This is a genomic window from Parasutterella secunda, assembly GCF_024733725.1.
Lineage (GTDB): Bacteria > Pseudomonadota > Gammaproteobacteria > Burkholderiales > Burkholderiaceae_F > Aphodousia > Aphodousia faecalis.
The window spans coordinates 155,973-174,255 of sequence record NZ_JANRHP010000003.1 but is presented as its reverse complement, the minus strand read 5'-3'; the positions used below and the strand labels follow the sequence as shown (position 1 = coordinate 174,255).

13 protein-coding genes and 1 pseudogene are annotated in these 18,283 nt (G+C 45.5%); 6 read left to right on the top strand and 8 right to left on the bottom strand.

Going from position 1 to position 18,283, the window contains the following annotated elements; genetic code table 11:
• Positions 1 to 14 precede the first annotated feature (14 nt).
• The 4 genes from NW199_RS04350 to hydE all read left to right on the top strand — a co-directional run bounded on the left by NW199_RS04350 (position 15) and on the right by hydE (position 3,488).
• A complete protein-coding gene (locus tag NW199_RS04350; protein WP_022473469.1) occupies positions 15 to 362 on the top strand; it encodes an iron hydrogenase small subunit in 348 nt (115 codons plus the stop codon).
• On the top strand, positions 362 to 1,027 hold the full coding sequence (locus NW199_RS04345; protein WP_022473468.1) for a cytochrome b/b6 domain-containing protein: 666 nt from the start codon (positions 362 to 364) through the stop codon (positions 1,025 to 1,027). Before NW199_RS04350 ends, NW199_RS04345 begins: the two co-directional genes overlap by 1 nt.
• Before the next feature lie 92 nt (positions 1,028 to 1,119).
• On the top strand, positions 1,120 to 2,364 hold the full coding sequence (gene hydF, locus NW199_RS04340) for a [FeFe] hydrogenase H-cluster maturation GTPase HydF (RefSeq protein ID WP_258333731.1): 1,245 nt from the start codon (positions 1,120 to 1,122) through the stop codon (positions 2,362 to 2,364).
• Positions 2,365 to 2,375: 11 nt separating this feature from the next.
• On the top strand, positions 2,376 to 3,488 hold the full coding sequence (gene hydE / locus NW199_RS04335; RefSeq protein WP_258333730.1) for a [FeFe] hydrogenase H-cluster radical SAM maturase HydE: 1,113 nt from the start codon (positions 2,376 to 2,378) through the stop codon (positions 3,486 to 3,488).
• A 44-nt stretch (positions 3,489 to 3,532) separates the two neighbouring features.
• On the opposite strand, the gene NW199_RS04330 is transcribed toward hydE, so the two are convergent.
• A complete protein-coding gene (locus tag NW199_RS04330; RefSeq protein WP_022473465.1) occupies positions 3,533 to 5,137 on the bottom strand; it encodes a peptide chain release factor 3 in 1,605 nt (534 codons plus the stop codon).
• Positions 5,138 to 5,271: 134 nt separating this feature from the next.
• Here NW199_RS04330 and NW199_RS04325 point away from each other — a divergent pair, with 134 nt between their 5' ends.
• Positions 5,272 to 6,576 carry a solute carrier family 23 protein gene (locus NW199_RS04325; protein WP_022473464.1) on the top strand — a complete coding sequence of 435 codons (1,305 nt, stop codon included), beginning with the start codon at positions 5,272 to 5,274 and terminating at the stop codon, positions 6,574 to 6,576.
• Between the two features lie 78 nt (positions 6,577 to 6,654).
• Here the strand turns inward: NW199_RS04325 and NW199_RS04320 are convergent, their stop codons facing one another.
• The 6 genes from NW199_RS04320 to NW199_RS04295 form a co-directional block, all read right to left on the bottom strand.
• Complete coding sequence (locus NW199_RS04320) at positions 6,655 to 7,938, bottom strand: M20/M25/M40 family metallo-hydrolase (RefSeq protein ID WP_022473463.1); 1,284 nt, start codon at positions 7,936 to 7,938, stop codon at positions 6,655 to 6,657.
• Between the two features lie 108 nt (positions 7,939 to 8,046).
• On the bottom strand, positions 8,047 to 10,323 hold the full coding sequence (locus NW199_RS04315) for a Tex family protein (protein ID WP_373691792.1): 2,277 nt from the start codon (positions 10,321 to 10,323) through the stop codon (positions 8,047 to 8,049).
• Between the two features lie 46 nt (positions 10,324 to 10,369).
• Positions 10,370 to 10,855: an AtaL-like protein gene (locus NW199_RS04310; RefSeq protein WP_258333728.1), complete on the bottom strand. Its 486-nt coding sequence runs from the start codon at positions 10,853 to 10,855 to the stop codon at positions 10,370 to 10,372.
• Positions 10,848 to 11,924 carry an amino acid ABC transporter permease gene (locus tag NW199_RS04305; RefSeq protein WP_258333727.1) on the bottom strand — a complete coding sequence of 359 codons (1,077 nt, stop codon included), beginning with the start codon at positions 11,922 to 11,924 and terminating at the stop codon, positions 10,848 to 10,850. Before NW199_RS04305 ends, NW199_RS04310 begins: the two co-directional genes overlap by 8 nt.
• 9 nt (positions 11,925 to 11,933) lie before the next feature.
• Positions 11,934 to 13,145, bottom strand: a complete 1,212-nt coding sequence (locus NW199_RS04300; protein WP_258333726.1) for an amino acid ABC transporter permease — start codon at positions 13,143 to 13,145, stop codon at positions 11,934 to 11,936.
• 27 nt (positions 13,146 to 13,172) lie between these two features.
• A complete protein-coding gene (locus NW199_RS04295) occupies positions 13,173 to 14,198 on the bottom strand; it encodes an amino acid ABC transporter substrate-binding protein (protein WP_258333725.1) in 1,026 nt (341 codons plus the stop codon).
• 227 nt (positions 14,199 to 14,425) lie between these two features.
• Between NW199_RS04295 and paeA the strand changes: the two genes are divergently transcribed.
• Positions 14,426 to 15,769: a polyamine export protein PaeA gene (paeA, locus tag NW199_RS04290; protein ID WP_022473458.1), complete on the top strand. Its 1,344-nt coding sequence runs from the start codon at positions 14,426 to 14,428 to the stop codon at positions 15,767 to 15,769.
• Positions 15,770 to 15,809: 40 nt separating this feature from the next.
• Here the strand turns inward: paeA and NW199_RS04285 are convergent.
• Positions 15,810 to 18,281, bottom strand: a pseudogene (locus tag NW199_RS04285) (DNA topoisomerase III); the annotation flags it as partial.
• Positions 18,282 to 18,283 lie beyond the last annotated feature (2 nt).

Genomic DNA, 18,283 nt, shown 5'->3' with positions numbered 1-18,283 from the left:
GATGGAGACAATAAATGCGCAAGTATGAATATACCGAACGACAAACCGTTGCTATGCTCGGTCGCCGCGGCTTTTTGAAAGTTGTCGGTGTGACGGCTTTGGCAATTGGTGTCACGGGCTACGCCGTTGTTGACCTCATCCAACGTCGCTCTGACGTTATTAAAGCTCGTCAAGCCGGCTTGTACCGTGATGACAAGATTTGCCAAGAAAATGGCCTTACCTGTTCTCACCAGAACAAGTCTGTGTTGCGTTTTTATGCTGACATGCACACGCAACCGGCCACCGGTGAATTGGCTCACCACCTGTTGCATACCCGCTACTATCCGCGTACGCAATTAGCGGCTTTGGGAGGTAAACACTAATGGCTGAACGTATCTTACGATTCCACCCCGCTGACAAAGTATTCCACGCTGTTAATGCGGTGACGTGGTTTGCATTGCTGTTCACCGGTGCGGCTGTGTATTTCTGCAACCTCTCCGATGAAACCGCTAACAATTTGATGATTTGGCACATCTGGATTGCCGTTGTGTATACCTTTAACTTGATCGGTTACTTGGTGTTCGCTCCGCATCGTTTCGCTGCGACGTTGAATGCCTTGTTAACTTGGGATATGGATACGATCAAGTGGTTCCGCAATTTTGGCGGTTACCCGCGTCGTTTCTTCAAGATCCCGTTCGGTCCGGTTGAAGTTCCGCCGCAAGGTCGTTACAACGGCGGCCAAAAGATGAGCTATCTCATTTTCTTCTTCATGATGTATGGCCTCGCCGTTACCGGTTGGATGCTTTTCTACTTCGCTCCTGCGATTCCGAAAGGTGCCTTCTGGTGGATGTATATCTTCCATGTTTGGGGTTCCATCATCTGCTCGTTGATGGTTGTGTGTGCTCACATCCCCTTGGCTTTGCTCTCTTGGGAACACTTCAAGGGCATTTGGGGTCCGGGCGAAGGCACGATCTCTTACGAAGCTGCCGAGCACCACTCTCCGAAGTGGCTTGAAAAGGACGTTATCCGTACAAATCTCGAAAAATAATTTGTACAAAAGTATCTTTTTGATACACGTCTGATTAAAAGGGATTCGCTATCATTAGGCGAGTCCCTTTTTGCTTATTAGGAATCAATATCATGGCAACCAGCCGCATGGAAACCCCGAAAGGCCTTCGCCTGCACTTCGGCCTATTTGGAAAACGTAATGCCGGGAAATCCTCCCTTATTAACGCCCTAGCCAACCAAAATATTTCTATTGTGAGCAGCGTTGCTGGAACAACAACCGATCCGGTTGAAAAAGCCTTTGAATTGTCTCCCATTGGGCCAGTTGTTTTCATGGACACGGCCGGTATCGATGATGAGGGGGATCTGGGACTGGCTCGCGTGGAGAAAAGTCTGTCTGTTTTGGAATGGATGGATATCGCCATTGTTGTTTGCGAAGCGGGAACTTGGGGAAGTCACGAAGAAAATATTCTGAAAAAAACTTTAAATAATGGCACTCCCACCATTGTTGTTTTTAATAAGACCGATCTGTGCAAACCCACTAAAGAACACGAACAGGCTCTTCGCTCTCGAGGTTATAAAGTCATAGAAACCAGCGCCGCCAATCGTGAAGGTATTTCCGATTTGCGTGATGCCATCATTCAGACAGTATTGGAAAAAACCGAACCGGACCGCCCCCTAATGGGAGAATTGGCAAAGGCAGGAGACACGGTTTTACTTGTTACACCGATTGACACCGGAGCTCCGAAAGGACGTTTAATCCTGCCTCAAGTACAAGCCATTCGCGAGTTGCTTGATGCCGGCGCCAAATGCTTTGTCATCAAGGAAGATCGAATTACCGAAACGCTTAACGAGCTTAAGCAGCCTCCTCAGCTGGTTGTCACAGACAGCCAAGTTGTTTTGCGTGTTGTAAAGGAAGTTCCCGAGCCTATTCCCGTTACAACTTTCTCTATCCAAATGGCTTATTCAAAAAGTGATCTTTTAGAAATGGCCATCGGTGCGGCGGCACTGACAAAGTTGAAACCGGGAGACAAAGTTTTAATTGCTGAAACATGCTCGCATCATCCGTTAAAAGATGATATTGGTCGGGTAAAAATCCCCAATTGGTTAAGAAAAACTTTTGGTGATTTGAATATTGACATTGCTGTTGGTAAGGACTTCCCCACGGATTTGACGCCTTACAAAGTCATCATTCAGTGTGGAGGCTGCATTGTCACGCGTCGACACATGTTAGCTCGTTTGCGCCAGGCTAAAGCGCAAGGTGTTCCCATGACAAACTATGGTGTCACGATTTCCTATTTACAAGGGGTATTGCCACGGGTGTTGGCTTGTCATCCCGATGCTAAAGCAGCCTTCGACCACGCACTGAAAACGCTCTAAGGATCATGTTCATGAAAAGCATCACCGAGATCGTTAAACAAACCGAATTTTCCGACGAGGATATTGTTCGTTTACTGGCAATAACAGACCCAACGGAAGCAGAAATTTTGCGACAAGCCGCCTATGACAGAGCAACTCATACGGTTGGCAATAATGTTTACTATCGGGGACTTATTGAATTTTCCAATATCTGTACGCTGGATTGTCGTTACTGTGGGATACGTAAATCCAATCATAACGTTCCCCGTTATGAGCTAGATAAAGAAACGATTGTCAATGCGGCTCTTTGGGCGGCTACCAACCACTACGGTTCAATTTGTCTGCAATCGGGCGAGCGTCGGGATCCGAAATTTATCGCTTTCGTCACAGATGTCTTAAAAACTATTCACGAGAAAACGGTTAGCCCCGAATTACCCAATGGTCTTGGAATTACTCTTTCTTTAGGTGAGCAGAGCTTTGAGGTCTACAAGCAATGGGCTCAAGCGAGCGGAAATCCTATTGGCTTACGTTATCTGCTACGATTTGAAACTTCCAACCCAAAATTGTTTGATCACCTGCATCACGCTCCGGGACGCGAAAAAGCGCTTCAAAGACGCTATCAAGCTTTGGCTGATCTGCGCCGCGCGGGCTATCAGGTTGGCTCGGGTGTCATGATTGGCATCCCTGGGCAGACATTGCAAGACCTTTGTCAAGATATACGCACGTTCCAAAAATTAGATCTGGATATGATCGGAATGGGGCCCTATATCACTAGCGAAGGCGGTGATATGTTGGGCGAAGGCATGATGGAAGAAAAAGCATTAATGCGACTTTCTCTTAATATGATCGCTACTACACGCCTTGTTATTCCTGATATTAATATTGCAGCCGCTACGGCTTTGCACGCTCTAGAAGAAAACGGTCGAGAAAAAGGTATCTTACACGGCTGTAATGTCATCATGCCTAACATTACGCCTAGAATCGTTCGGAAGAATTACCAGCTCTATGCCAATAAGCCTTTTATTGAACAAGAGCCTAGCGATACCAATCTATACCTGCAGCAAAGCATTCAAAAAACCGGACGAACGGTCGCTTTGAATGTTTTGGGAAGTTCTAAACATTGGAAGCTTAGAACGGGACTTTAATACTCCTATTTTGACATCGGCCGCTAATGCGGCCGATATCAAAATTAGGCGAAGGACTGATTCTTTTCCCGAGTCGTATGGAACTGAACTTGGGGCCAGTGCTTCTGAGTGGTTTGCAGGTTGTAAATAGATGTCGCTAAATACACCAAATTACCGTCTGCATCACGAGCAAGCCTGGAGGCCTGTTCATCCATAAACTGTTTTTGCGTTAGTTCATCGGGAAATGACAACCATCGAGCAGTCGAGACGTCCGTATTTTCATACAAAGCATCCACCTTGTATTCTGTTGCCAAACGCTGTGCAACGATTTCAAATTGCAAGAATCCAACCGCGCCAAGGAAAAGGTGTCCCAAGTCGTTTTCAAATACCTGAATAGCTCCCTCTTCGCCCAACTCTTTCAAGCCTTTATGCAGCTGCTTAGCCTTAAAAGGATCCTTAGGTCTAGCCGAGCGGAACAATTCCGGAGCAAAATACGGGATGCCCGTAAAGCCTAATTTTTCCCCTTCCGTCAGCGTATCCCCAATATGAAGCTGACCATGGTTATAGATCCCAATAATGTCACCCGCCACCGCATCTGTCATGGTTACGCGGTCATTGGCCATAAAGGTCAAAGCATTGGGAATCTTCATTTCCCGATCTTCTCGCAAATGCTTAACTTTCATGCCCGGCGTGTAGCGGCCTGAACATACTCGGAAAAAAGCAATGCGGTCTCGATGTTTCGGGTCCATGTTGGCCTGAATCTTGAAAACAAACCCCGTAAACGGTTTTTCTGTAGGTTCCACCAAGCGGACACCACCATCACGAGGTTGAGGCTCCGGAGCCCACTGAACCAAGGCTTCCAGAACATCTTTCACACCGAAGTTATTCACACCGGAACCGAAAAAGACGGGGCTTTGTTCACCCGCAAGAAACTTTTCAATATCAAACGGGTTGCTGACACCTTTGATCAACTCGATGCTTTCACGCACATAACCCATTTCCATTGGGAAGAGCTCATCGAGTCTAGGATTATCCAACCCCTCGATAAGTTCCTCGTTACCAGACAAGCGGTCTTCACCGGGCGTAAAACGGACCAAGTGATCTTTTGTTAAAGAAAATACTCCACGGAATGTCTTTCCCATTCCAATAGGCCAAGTAATAGGAACACATTCGAGTTTGAGAATTTCCTCGATTTCACTGAGCAGATCAATCGGGTCTCTAACTTCACGGTCCATCTTATTGATGAAGGTGATAATCGGGGTATTGCGCAGACGGCACACTTCCAGCAACTTGATTGTTTGAGCTTCTACGCCTTTGGCAGCATCAATAACCATCACAGCGGCATCCACCGCTGTCAGCACCCGATATGTATCTTCCGAAAAGTCTTCATGCCCCGGGGTATCTAGCAAATTAATGACATGACCGTCATACTCGAACTGCATTACAGAACTAGTCACAGAAATACCACGCTGCTGTTCGACCTCCATCCAGTCACTGGTGGCATGACGGGCTGCCTTTCTTCCTTTAACAGCACCAGCCATCTGAATAGCTCCGCCAAAAAGCAGTAACTTTTCAGTCAATGTCGTTTTACCCGCATCCGGGTGAGCAATAATGGCAAAAGTACGACGCTTTTTCACATCCCTTGCCAATTGGGTATCTAAAGTGGCCATTTTTTAAAATTCTTTCGACAATTCAACGAATAAAGTCATCAATTAAGGGGGTTATTGTACCTAATTTCATTAATTTTCCCTGACTCAAACTATCTGGCGTTAAAATGCTCGAAATAATTTTTGGAGCATGAAAAATGAGTTATTTCCCGCAATGGAAATTAAAAAAAGACGGCATTATTGCACCCGATGAACGATTACCCACCGGACAAACGCTTGCGTTGGGTGTTCAACACGTAGTAGCCATGTTCGGCTCAACCATCTTGGCCCCTTTGCTAATGGGTTTTGACCCGAATGTCGCCATTTTAATGAGCGGTATCGGCACACTTATTTTCTTTTTCATTGTCGGCGGCCATGTTCCAAGTTATTTAGGCTCTAGTTTTGCCTTTATCGGTGTTGTCATTGCTGCAACAGGCTATACGGCAGGTTCGGGATTGAATGCAAACATTGGTGTCGCCTTAGGCGGGATTATTGCTTGCGGTCTCATTTATGCCCTTGTAGGTCTCATTGTTATGTCAACCGGAGTTAAGTGGATTGAAAAACTGATGCCTCCGGTTGTCACCGGCGCTGTGGTGGCCGTCATCGGTTTAAATCTTGCGCCAACGGCCTGTAAGAGTGTGGGAACCGGTACGTTTAACGCTTGCATCGCTATCATCACCATGGTGTGCGTTGGAGCCGTCGCTGTTTATACGAGAGGACTCGTACAAAAATTATTGATTCTCGTCGGCATCGCACTCAGCTATGTTATTTACTTTGTCCTAGCGAATATTTTGCATTTTGGACCAGCCATCGATTTTTCTGTCATTGCCAACGCGGCTTGGTTCGGTTTGCCACATTTCTCCAGCCCAAGCTTTGATTTCAACGCCATCCTCTTGATTACTCCTGTCGTCATTATTCTGATTGGAGAAAATTTAGGCCACGTCAAAGCTGTGACCGCTATGACCGGCAGAAATTTAGATCCCTATATGGGCCGAGCCTTTTTAGGAGACGGTCTTGCAACGATGTTTGCGGCTAGTTTTGGTGGCACTGGTGTGACAACATACGGCGAAAATATCGGCGTGATGGCTGCTACACGCGTCTATTCGACTCTGATTTTTGTTGTTGCGGCTTGCTTTGCGATTGTCTTAGGTTTTTCACCAAAATTCGGAGCGATTATTCAGACTATTCCCCAACCTTTGCTGGGTGGTGTTTCTATCGTTGTTTTCGGTCTGATTGCTGTCGCTGGTGCTCGAATTTGGGTTGTCAATCAGGTTGATTTTGGCAATAACCGCAATTTGATTGTTGCTGCTGTGACCTTAATTTTAGGTGCAGGCGACTTCACGATTAATATCGCCGGTTTTACACTGGGTGGTATCGGTACGGCCACTTTTGGTGCCATCTTGTTAAATGCCCTAATGAATCAGGGTAGCGCTCGTGACGGAGAACCCCTAATCGAACGCTAAACAAAAAATCCCGCCTAAATTAGGCGGGACATATTACTGAAGGCGGAGTCCAAAAGATTCCGCCTTTTTTTCATGGAGTTAAGCGCGTTTTTCGAGTACAGGTTCGCTGACCCCTTCGACGCCAACCAAGACCAAGCTCGTCAACATAGCTAACTGAGGACCTTGGTAAGCATCAACCGGCTCGTACCATTCTTTAACATTATGGTTAAAGCCTTCTTTTCCGCCGCCGCCCAACGTCGTGGCCGGAATACCCTTATTAACCGCCACATTGTGATCGGTAGAGGCAAAGGCATAAGAATAAAGCGGAATACCCAATGCAGCCATGGCACCGCGGGCAGCCTGCAAAACGCTGACCTCATCCTTCTGACCGCCTCCGGGACGATGACCGATCGGCTCAAGCGTAAGCTTCACGCCATCTTCATCCTTATAACCCCAGCGGGCATTTTCATCCTTAGCGGCCTGTTCAAAAATCGGCAGAATGCGGGCTTCAAGTTCGTCCAATTCCTTGGCACCGGCACTACGCATATCCAATTCCATTTCCACGTGAGCAGCGATGGAATTAACCGTTGTACCACCCTTGATCGTTCCGCAGGTGAAAGTCGTCTTCGGATCGCTAACCGTTTGCAAATCAGCAATCTTAGCGATGGCACGACCGATAGCATGAATGGCGCTCGGCGTACCGAAAGCGTTCCAAGAGTGTCCGCCAGGACCATCAAAATGAACGCGATAACGCTTAGAACCCGTTGCACCGCACAAAACGCGATTGACATTCACACCATCAACGGAAATAAAGCCGTCAATGTGAATACCGCTCTTGTTGAAGAGATACTTCGAGCCACGCAAATCGCCGTTACCTTCTTCACCGACACTGCCAACAAAGAGGATATCGCCGATGGTTTGAATCTTAAATTCCTGCAACGTACGCAAAACTTGCAAGATAGCGGCCAAACCGCGAGCATCATCACTGATACCAGGAGCTAAATAACGATTGCCTTCTTGACGAACCTTGGGATTTGTTCCAGCAGGGAACACCGTATCCAAGTGAGCAGCTAAAACAAGCGTCGGACCATTACCTTTACCGGCTCGACGGGCAACCACGTTGCCTTCTTCATCAATTGATGCCTTCAAGCCCAGTTCTTCCAAACGACGAACAAAGTCTTTGGCACGAACTTCTTCATGGAAAGGAGGGGCTTCAACCTCAGTAATAGCAATTTGATCAGCAAGCGTTTTTTCGTCATCACGCTTAACGGCCTCAATAGCAGCCTTAATCGTTTCGCAGGCAGCCAATTTATCCACAGCGGCCTGAACGTGTGCTAAAACGGGGGGCATTTCCAAAGGCTTGGCGTCCTTAGGGTTGTCCATATTCAACTCCTTATCAGTTAGAGAGAAAACCGAAAACTTTCGTTTTCGCATTCTTTTGATTTTAGCAGTTTCGGCTAAGTACAACGCCTTATTTTTCTCAATCTCTTATCAGCGTTTTAATTTTGCAAAAGCACTAGCCATTGCTCCCATCGGTTTATTTCGTTGAGGCAAAGATTGCGTTGGTTTAACCCGATAATCTTTTTGCTTCCCACTTTTCATTGACAACGAGATACGGTTTCGAGCGATATCCACATCAATCACTCTTACCTTAACGATTTGTCCAACCTTTACGACTTCTCTGGGATCTTTTACAAAATGATCTGCTAATTCGGAGACATGCACCAATCCGTCTTGATGTACGCCGATGTCCACGAATGCTCCAAAAGCGGCCACATTAGAGACAACGCCTTCCAATTCCATATTCACTCTTAAGTCAGCGATTGTTTCGACACCTTCACGGAACACAGCGGTTTTAAATTCTGGGCGAGGATCTCGTCCCGGCTTTTCCAATTCAGACAAAATATCCTTCACAGTCGGAATGCCGAACCGGTCATCGGTAAATTCTGAGGCTTTTAATCCCTTTAAAACCTCATGGTTACCAATCAATGTGCTTATATCACAGCCGGTTTTAGCCAAAATTTTCTCAACAACAGGATAAGCCTCCGGATGAACAGCAGAAGTATCTAACGGATTGTCTCCTCCGCTGATACGAAGGAAGCCTGCCGCTTGTTCAAAAGTTTTCTCACCCAAACGAGGCACGTTCATTAAATCTTTTCTGTTCTTAAAAGCACCGTGTGCATCGCGATACGTCACAATGGACTGAGCAACGGTTTTTGTTAAGCCAGAAACTCTTGCTAGAAGCGGAACACTAGCTGTGTTGAGATCTACACCCACGGCATTCACACAATCTTCAACGACAGCGTCTAACTTTTGTGCCAAATGAATCTGATTGACATCATGTTGATACTGTCCAACTCCGATCGCTTTGGGATCAATTTTCACCAACTCTGCCAATGGATCCTGAAGTCTTCTGGCAATGGAAACCGCTCCACGATAACTGACATCCATATCGGGGAATTCTTTGGCCGCCAATTCACTTGCTGAATAAACGCTAGCACCCGCTTCACTGACAACCACTTTTATTAAACCCAATTCCGGATAGCGAGCAATTAAATCTGCGGCTAAGCGATCTGTCTCGCGGCTAGCTGTACCGTTTCCAATACTGATAAGCTTAGAACCATGACGTTTGGCTAATGCGGCCAAAATCTCAATTGATCGATCCCATTCCTTTTTTGGTTCGTGAGGGTAAATCACGCCCGTTTCCAATACACTGCCCGTGGCAGAAATAACCGCCACTTTAACGCCAGTTCGTAAACCAGGATCCAAACCGATCACACCTTTTTGTCCCGCGGGAGCCGCTAAAAGTAAATCTTTCAAGTTAATACCGAACACTCGAATAGCTTCTTCTTCAGCCCTTTCCCGAATAGACTCAAATAGCTCTGTCTCCAAGGTTAGGTTGACTTTAACGCGCCATGTCCAACGACAAACTTCCTGCAACCACGAATCCGCTGCCCGCCCTAAATCTTTTATCCCAAAGTATTCGGCAATAAGACTCTGACAAGGATGAGGTTTTTGAGCTTCCTCCTCTTCACTCAATGCAATTTTGACTGACAGAACACCTTCTTGACGTCCCCGGAAAAGAGCAAGCGCTCGATGGGAGGGAATGGCCGTTAACTCTTCGTCAAAATCAAAATAGTCCTTAAATTTTGCGCCTTCTGTTTCCTTTCCCTCTATAAGTTCAGAAACAACGAAGCCATGCTTAGTGAGGAAAGAACGCAACTGGGCCAAAAGTTCAGCATCTTCACTAAAACGTTCTGCCAAAATATCACGCGCGCCGTTTAAAGCATCCTTAATACTCTTAATGCCTTTTTCTTCATTGAGGAATCGGGCAGCTTCTGTCTCAGGAGTAAGTGTCGGGTTCTCAAAAAGACTATTGGCTAGCGGCTCAAGCCCGGCCTCTTTGGCAATTTGTGCTCGAGTCCGACGCTTTGGCTTATAGGGAAGATACAAATCTTCAATGCGCTGCTTTGTTTCTGCTCGCAAAAGCGCCTGTTTTAACTCCTCTGTCAATTTCCCCTGTGCAGCGATGGATTCCATCACAACAGCTCGACGCTCTTCCATATCGCGCAGATAGACCAATCGCTCCTGTAACAGACGAAGCTGGGAATCGTCCAAGCCTCCCGTTACCTCTTTCCGGTAACGCGCAATGAAAGGAACCGTCGCTCCCGTATCAAGCAGATTAACGGCTGCCTCTACCTGCGTATCTTTAGCGTGAATTTCATTTGATAGAGTTAAAACAATCCGATTATTGGCTTCTTGAGTCAAAGTCATGGATAAATCTTTCTAAAAAAGAATGGGAAATAAAGAAAACTTAGGATAAGGCTGATAAATCTCGAGCACGCTGCCTAATTTGCTCAACCATATCTTTATCTTTTTGCTCGTATGCTTTTCGTCTTAAAGATAGAAAAATATCTTCCGCCGGCGCTTCATCAGTATCTTCTTCATAAAGGAAACGCAAACGGATGGAGTCATTATTTTCTGATGTTTCAATTTTGACCGTAAAACGACTGTCAGGATAATCTTCCGTGTGCTCTACTTCCGTTACCATCGTTTGAGAATCGGTAAAAACCACCTTATCTCTTACGATCATCTGCCCAAAATGCAGAATTCTGTGTAAAACATGCTCTCCATTTTCAAATGACTCCTGTACTTCTGAGCGTTCAAGTGGTTCAAAGTACTTGTGAGGTTCTTTCGCATAGCGTTCAAGATGGCGAAGTAGATTGGACATCGTCAATTGTTCGAACAGCGGATCATTTTTATTGACCACTTCAACCGTGTGTTCATGCACTTTAATCATGACGACTGCCTTCCTTAATTCGATGCTCAAGCCAAATGCTGTAACGAGACATTATTAAGCTTGCAAAGAAGTAAATTGCTGCCACAAAGAGATAGCCTTCAACAAAGAATTGTCTCCATTGGGGATCACCCAAGGCCAAACGTAGCGCACCGGTCAAATCATACATGGAGACAACCGTAACCAAAGACGTATCCATAAAAGTTGACAATAAACTATTGACCAGCGCAGGAATAACTGCCACTAATGCTTGAGGCAAAATGATGTAAAGATAAACCTGCCAAGACTTAAATCCCAAGGAAGCCGCGGCATCAAACTGTCCCTTTGCGATTGTTTGCAGCCCCCCTCTTACCGTCTCGGCCATGTAAGCCGCCTGAAACAAAACAATACCAAACGCAATACGCCAAAAACCATCAATCACCCAACCAGAGGGTAACAACAAAGGGAAAATGTAGGTAGCGACAAATAACACCGTAATAAGCGGAACGCCTCGTACAAGTTCAATATAACTTGTTGATAAAACCTGCACGACAGGTAGGGAAGAGCGCCTCCCAATAGCCAACAAAATGCCTATCGGGGCAGAGAAAGTCATTCCAATTAATGTCAGTATGACAGTCAACGGTAAACCACCCCAGGCATCAGAGTCCACCGAAACAAGGCCAAAAAGACCGCCAGCCATCAAAACAAAAAAGACAACAAAAGCGACCAGCCAACCGAGCGAGAGTATCTTGAAGCCCTTCTTTGTCCAAAGAACTGGCAATGAGGTAGCCACTAACATTAAAACAATCAATGCCGTCGCCAGAGCCGGTCGCCACTGTTCTTCATAGGGATAGCGGCCAAACAAAATTAGACGCCACTTTTCAGCAACAAATCCCCAGCAGGCGCCATCGCTTGAGCGACATAGAGCAAGATCCGGCTGTGTAACCGCACTCAAAACGCCCCAATCCCAAAACAGAGCCACACACCAAATAAGAACACCGGCAATAAGAACCGTCAAAACAGAACGAACGGGCGATCCAAAATAATCTCTTCTCAATGTCCGATATAAGGAAGCATTCACCATTGACTTCATGCCTCCTTTTTAACGTGGAGCGGCGATTACGCCGGCATTCACACGATTCATAATCACAGCAATAATGAGATTCAGTAACAAATAAACCATCATGATAATGACGATAGCCTCTAAAGCTTGTCCCATAATCACTATGGATGTATTTCCAACACTGACGATATCGGGATAACCAATAATGACAGCCAAAGAAGAATTCTTTGTCAAATTCATATACTGGCTGGCCATTGGGGGGATCACCAAACGAAGAGACTGCGGCAAAATTACATAACTGACGGTTTGTAACCTCGTCATTCCTAGCGCTGAAGAAGCGCTCCATTGGTTGGAGGGGACGGCTAAAACACCGGCTCTAACAATTTCTGCGATAGAAGCCGAAGTAAATGTCGTCAATCCCACCCACAAAGCAATAAATTCAGGAGTCGCGCTGGCACCCCCCGTTACCAAAAAACCTTCCTGATGGGGCTGACTCCACCCTAACACTGCTCCAGCCGCCAACCATAAAACCAATGCCAGCAACACTGCCGACACAATCGCATTGCAGGTTGCAACAAGACTCGTTAAACGTTTGCGCCAATAACGCTTCAAAATAAAAAAAGCGATCAAACCGAACAATAAGCTGGCGGTATTAACTTGCCACAAGTGTTCCGGAACTGAAAACTGCAATCCCGCTTTCGACAGCATGGCCCAGGAACCGAAATGAATGGGATCGAAGGAATCCGGTAAAAATTCTGTAATAACCAAATAAATGGCGAAAAGCTGAATCAGCAGAGGAATATTGCGATAAACCTCTACGTGAGCCATTCCTAAAAAACGAACCAGAGGATGTTGCGACAGCCTCATTAGTCCCACAATGACACCTAAGACAGTAGCGGTAATGATTGCCAATACAGCGACTCGCACCGTATTGAGCATCCCCGCCAAAAACATTCGGGCGAAGCTGTCGTTCGATGATACGGCTATCATCGATTCACCAATTTCAAAGCTGGCTCTGTCTGATAAAAAAGCAAAACCCGAACGGATGTCTCTAGCTTGTAGATTTTCAAAAATGTTTTGACCAAAAAGGTAAAGCAAGCCTATGACAGCTGCAAAAACAATGCACTGCCAGAACCACTCCCGACGGCGACGATAACTTTCACGCTTTCGCCACGCGGCATCGCCTTTTACAACAGAAGCCGGATTTTCGTTATTTGCCTGCATCTTTACCAAAATGGCGGTTGGAGACAACCGCCATTAATTCTTTATCGCTGATTATTAGCGGATTGGCGGGGCGTACAACAAACCACCTTGAGTCCACAGATTGTTGTTTCCTCTGGGCAATCCCAATTTCGAGTTGGGACCTAAGTTAGCCTCAAAGCTTTCGCCGTAATTACCCACTTGTTTGATAATTCGGTAGCTCCAGTCTTTATCTAACCCAAGCATTTTACCCATATCTTCGGAAGCCCCCACCAAACGTTGGACATCCGGTCGCTTATCGGTCGTTTTCATTTGATCAATGTTGGCTTTCGTTAAACCTAATTCTTCAGCATTGATCATGGCAAAAATCGACCAGCGCACGATGGAATACCATTCATCGTCACCGCGGCGGACAGCCGGAGCCAACGGTTCCTTGGAAATGACTTCAGGCAAAATATCGTAGTCGGCGGGATTGGCAGAATTTGTACGCGCCCCAGCCAAGTCACTCATATCAGTTGTATAAGCCTGGCAACGACCGGAGAAGAAGGCGGCTTGAGTGGCTTCAGTCGTATCAAAAACCACCGTCTTAAACTTCATGTTGTTCGTTGTAAAGAAATCGGCCAAGCTCTTTTCGCTAGAAGTACCGGATTGCACACAAATCGTTGCTCCATTGAGCTGTTTAGCGCTTTTCACATTCAAACGCTTCGGCACCATAAAACCTTGACCGTCATAGTAGGTCACAGCCGTAAAAAGAGCCCCGGTCGTCGTATCGCGGTTCATCGTCCAAGACGTGTTACGAGCCAACATATCAATTTCACCCGCTTGCAAAGCTGTAAAGCGCTGGGGGGAACTCAACGGAACAAATTTCACTTTGCTGGCATCGCCCAAGGTAGCGGCAGCAACCGCACGGCAAACATCCACATCAAGACCAGTCCAGTTTCCCTTACTGTCGACAGAAGCAAAACCCGGTGCCGCTGTGTTGACGCCGCAAATTAATTGTCCTCTGGCCTTAACTGTCTCAAGAGTACTGGAAGCTGCCATCGATTGAGCGCTTAAGGTCATGCTTAAGCAGGCAACAGATAAGGCAATCAAAGTCTTATTCATAAAATTCCTCACAGTTTTGTTTCTTCGGTAATGCCGTTTTCTGCAAAACAAAAAACCGTCTTCCACGCTCTCAAGATTGCAGAATCATAACTAACCCTTTCGGGATTATCGTATTGTTACCCAAATTGACTAAAACAACAATATTAAAGTGTGACTATTTTCTTCCATTTTAGGAAAAACTCCTTATTTTTGCTATACTTAGAGCCCATTCACTTTTTCTGTCTTTTATGTCTTTTACTGTACTATTCCTCTGTTTAATTGCTCTGATAATCACCAGCAGTTTTTTTTCTATTTCTGAAATTTCTTTGGCTGCCGCCAAAAAGATCCGTTTACGTGCCCTATCCGACGAAGGCCATAAAAAAGCATCCCGAGTTCTCGCTCTTCAAGAACACCCGGGGCATTTTTTTACGGTTATTCAAATATGCGTTAATGCGCTGTCACTGGCCGGCGGTATTTTGGGTGAAAGACTCTTTACCCCCAATTTCACCTCTTTAGTTTCTTTGTTTATCCATGAACCGGCTTTAGCGCACAATGTTGGATTTTGGTGCGGCTTCATCACGTCAACAACCCTATTTATTTTATTTGCTGACTTAATCCCCAAAAGACTGGCTTTGGTTGCCCCCGAATCCATTGCAATGGCTGTTATCGGGCCAATGAGTTTTCTCATCAAAATATTGAGACCCTTTGTTTGGTTTTTCAACGGGTTGGCCAATGTCATTATTCGCCGACTCGGTCTGCCGGAACGAACCAAGGACAAAATTACATCTGAGGATATCATCGCGACAGTTGATGCCGGTACCGCCGCCGGAGTTATTGCTGACGAAGAAAAAAATGCCATTGAAAATATTTTCGAGCTGGAAAGTCGAACGGTTCCCAGTTCAATGACATCTCGTGAAAATATTATTTACTTTTTACTCAGCGACTCTGAAGAAGAAATCTGCAGAAAGGTTGTCAACTCTCCGCATAATCAATACATTGTTTGTAACGAAAACCTCGATAACGTTGTCGGAGTCATTGACTCTAAAGCACTTTTGGGCCGAATCATGAGTGATCACCCATTGTCTTTGAAAGATGATGGTTTGGTGCACCCTGTTCAATTGGTTCCAGACTCACTAACCCTTTCTGAGATTCTTGACACATTCAAACGAACCAACAGTGATATTGCCGTTATCATCAACGAATATGCATTAGTTGTCGGAATCATCACGTTAAATGATGTGATGAGTACTGTGATGGGAGACTTGGTAACAACCGAAGAAGAGTCTCAGATTGTCGAACGTGAAGACGGCTCTTGGCTTGTAGATGGCTCCACCCCGGTAGACGACTTGGAGCGATTGCTCAATGTCGATAGTTTGCCGGAAGACTCCACCTACGAAACGGTTGCGGGATTTATGATGTATATGTTACGAAAAATCCCTAAACGAACAGACAAGGTTGTTTATGGCGGTTATCGCTTTGAAGTTATCGACACCGATAACAACAAAGTCGATCAGGTACTGGTATCGCTCATTAAACCTGAATCAGTTAAAAATAGTCCTCAAGATCCATTAACTGCTACGAAAACGATTTAATTTCTAGAAAAACTGCCGCTTTTGCGGCAGTTTTAGTTTATTTCTTTGCAGTTGTTTTTCGTCTGCTGGTTTTGCTTTTTTGCTGAGCAAACTCGAAACCGACCGTTCCGTCTTTCCCCAAAACTAGGTAAGCGGAAAAATTACGCTTCGTTCGATTCGAAACAAATCCCTGCAATTCACTACTTTTTCCTTCAGTCAGTATTTTTGCAGCTTCTTCGGCAGAAATCGGTTGCTGCAGAATGGTCTTACCAATTCTGAAGTCACAGGCCTTTTCTAAAGTTTTTTCGCAGACATAACCTTTAGGACTGTCATAGACATTTGAGCCGCACTTCGGACATTTTCCAACCACAGATAATTTTGAAACATCTACGGGTTCGTCGCTTTCTTTTGCATCATTACCGAAATCAAATTCCAACTTGAATTCATCATTTAAACGAAGCTTGGAAGAAAATGGACGTCCCATTTTGCTGATAAAACCATCAAGAGGACCGATTTCCCCATCCTTGAGTAAAGCTTCTACTTCTGAAACTTCAAAAGTCCTCCCACCCGGATGTTTTGGAAGACTGAAATCACACTTTGTACAAGCAAATCGACGGTAATTTTCAACAATCTCACCCCCACACTTCGGACAGGGATTACTAAGATGAGCAGGGTTTTCGATCGGTACAGTATCGCCCTCGTAGCGTTTGGCCGAGTCAACGATCTCAACGGTCATATCTCGAATTTCTTTCATGAAAATATCTCGAGATAATTTACCCTGTTCAATCTGTGCCAATTTATATTCCCATTCCCCCGTCAATTCGGGTTCAGAAAGTTCTGAGACTCCCAATCCCTTAAGGAGAGCAAATAATTGTCTGGCTTTGAAGGTAGGAATTAGTTCTCTGCCTTCTCTTCTTAAGTAATTTTGAAGCAATAACCCCTCAATGATGGCAGCACGGGTCGCCGGGGTTCCAAGCCCCTTTCCTGCCATAGCTTCCCGTAGTTCATCTTCCTCTACCAATTTACCAGCGCCTTCCATTGCTGAGAGCAAGGTCGCTTCCGTGTATCGCGGAGGAGCTTTTGTTGCTTTCTCTTCTACAGTAGATTGTTCTACTAACACTTGTTCTTTTTCCGAAACGGCAGGCAAGGTCGCCTCTGCCTCTACTTCTCGCCCATACACTGCAAGCCAGCCGGCTTTAACCAGAATCTTTCCTTCTGTTTTCAGTTTCTCATTTTTAACAGTCGTTATCCGTGTTGTCACGTCATACTCAGCCGCCGGGAAAAAGACAGCTAAGAAGCGTTTGACGACCAAATCGTAAATTTTTTCTTCAGCTTCCGATAATTTTTTTGGAGCCTGAAGCGTCGGAATAATGGCAAAGTGATCTGAAATCTTTGAATTATCAAAAATTCTTTTACTGGGTTTAACCCATTTATTTGAGAGAATTTCACTCACACTATTGGCATACTGAGGCAAATCTGAAAGCACGCCGAGTGTTTCACGCACCGTGCCGAGATAGTCTTCCGGCAGCGCCCGTGCATCCGTTCTCGGATAAGTAAGAACTTTGTGCTTTTCGTATAAAGCCTGTGCTAGAGATAACGTTGTCTTCGCAGAAAAACCAAAGCGGTTATTGGCTTCACGCTGCAAACTGGTCAGGTCAAAAAGAAGGGGCGAAAGTTGCGTTGTTCTTTTTGAGCTGTCCTGAACCTGACCATAAGACTGATTAAGCTTCTGACAGATTGCCAGCGCTTGATCCTGTTGCCATATACGCTCAGCCTTCTCATGAGGACGATCCTCACTTTTCTTAAACGCAGGATCAAACCAAACAGCATCATAATGACCAGCCTTGGCTTTGATTTGAGCATGAACTTCCCAATACTTTTGACTGACAAAAGAGTTAATTTTTTCTTCTCTTTCAACCACAATGGCCAAAGTAGGGGTCTGAACTCGACCAACTGTCGTAAGGAAAAAACCGCCATCTTTGCTATTAAAGGCCGTCATCGCTCGAGTTCCGTTGATTCCAACCAGCCAGTCAGCCTCGGAACGAGAACGTGCAGCATCTGACAAGTGCTGCATTTCCTCATCTGTTCTTAAATGATCAAACGCTTCTCTGATAGCCGCCGGGGTCATTGACTGCAACCACAGGCGTTTAATTGTTTTCTTACACTTACTAGCTTGGATGATATAGCGGAAAATCAATTCACCTTCTCGTCCCGCATCACAAGCATTAATAACTGTCGTAATATCTGAACGTTTTAACAGACGTTTGAGTAACTTTAAGCGATCTTCCGTCTTTTTAATTGGTTTTAAATCAAAAACAGGCGGTAAAACCGGCAAATTGGCAAAAGTCCACTTTCCTCTTTTTACATCGTATTTTTCGGGAACTACTAATTCCAAAAGATGCCCAACGGCAGAACTGACTACGTAGTGTTCTCCCTCAAAATAGTCTTTTTCCCGCTTCAGTCCACCAAGAGCTTTGGCAATATCTGATGCAACGGATGGTTTTTCTGCAATAACTAAAACTTTTTCGGTCATTT

What these genes read in the sequence shown, in the direction of transcription:
- NW199_RS04350 (WP_022473469.1), top strand. Translation starts at nt 15, where the DNA reads ATGCGCAAGTATGAATATACCGAACGACAAACCGTTGCTATGCTCGGT.
- NW199_RS04345 (WP_022473468.1), top strand. Translation starts at nt 362, where the DNA reads ATGGCTGAACGTATCTTACGATTCCACCCCGCTGACAAAGTATTCCAC.
- hydF (WP_258333731.1), top strand. Translation starts at nt 1,120, where the DNA reads ATGGCAACCAGCCGCATGGAAACCCCGAAAGGCCTTCGCCTGCACTTC.
- hydE (WP_258333730.1), top strand. Translation starts at nt 2,376, where the DNA reads ATGAAAAGCATCACCGAGATCGTTAAACAAACCGAATTTTCCGACGAG.
- NW199_RS04330 (WP_022473465.1), bottom strand. Translation starts at nt 5,137, where the DNA reads ATGGCCACTTTAGATACCCAATTGGCAAGGGATGTGAAAAAGCGTCGT.
- NW199_RS04325 (WP_022473464.1), top strand. Translation starts at nt 5,272, where the DNA reads ATGAGTTATTTCCCGCAATGGAAATTAAAAAAAGACGGCATTATTGCA.
- NW199_RS04320 (WP_022473463.1), bottom strand. Translation starts at nt 7,938, where the DNA reads ATGGACAACCCTAAGGACGCCAAGCCTTTGGAAATGCCCCCCGTTTTA.
- NW199_RS04310 (WP_258333728.1), bottom strand. Translation starts at nt 10,855, where the DNA reads ATGATTAAAGTGCATGAACACACGGTTGAAGTGGTCAATAAAAATGAT.
- NW199_RS04305 (WP_258333727.1), bottom strand. Translation starts at nt 11,924, where the DNA reads ATGAAGTCAATGGTGAATGCTTCCTTATATCGGACATTGAGAAGAGAT.
- NW199_RS04295 (WP_258333725.1), bottom strand. Translation starts at nt 14,198, where the DNA reads ATGAATAAGACTTTGATTGCCTTATCTGTTGCCTGCTTAAGCATGACC.
- paeA (WP_022473458.1), top strand. Translation starts at nt 14,426, where the DNA reads ATGTCTTTTACTGTACTATTCCTCTGTTTAATTGCTCTGATAATCACC.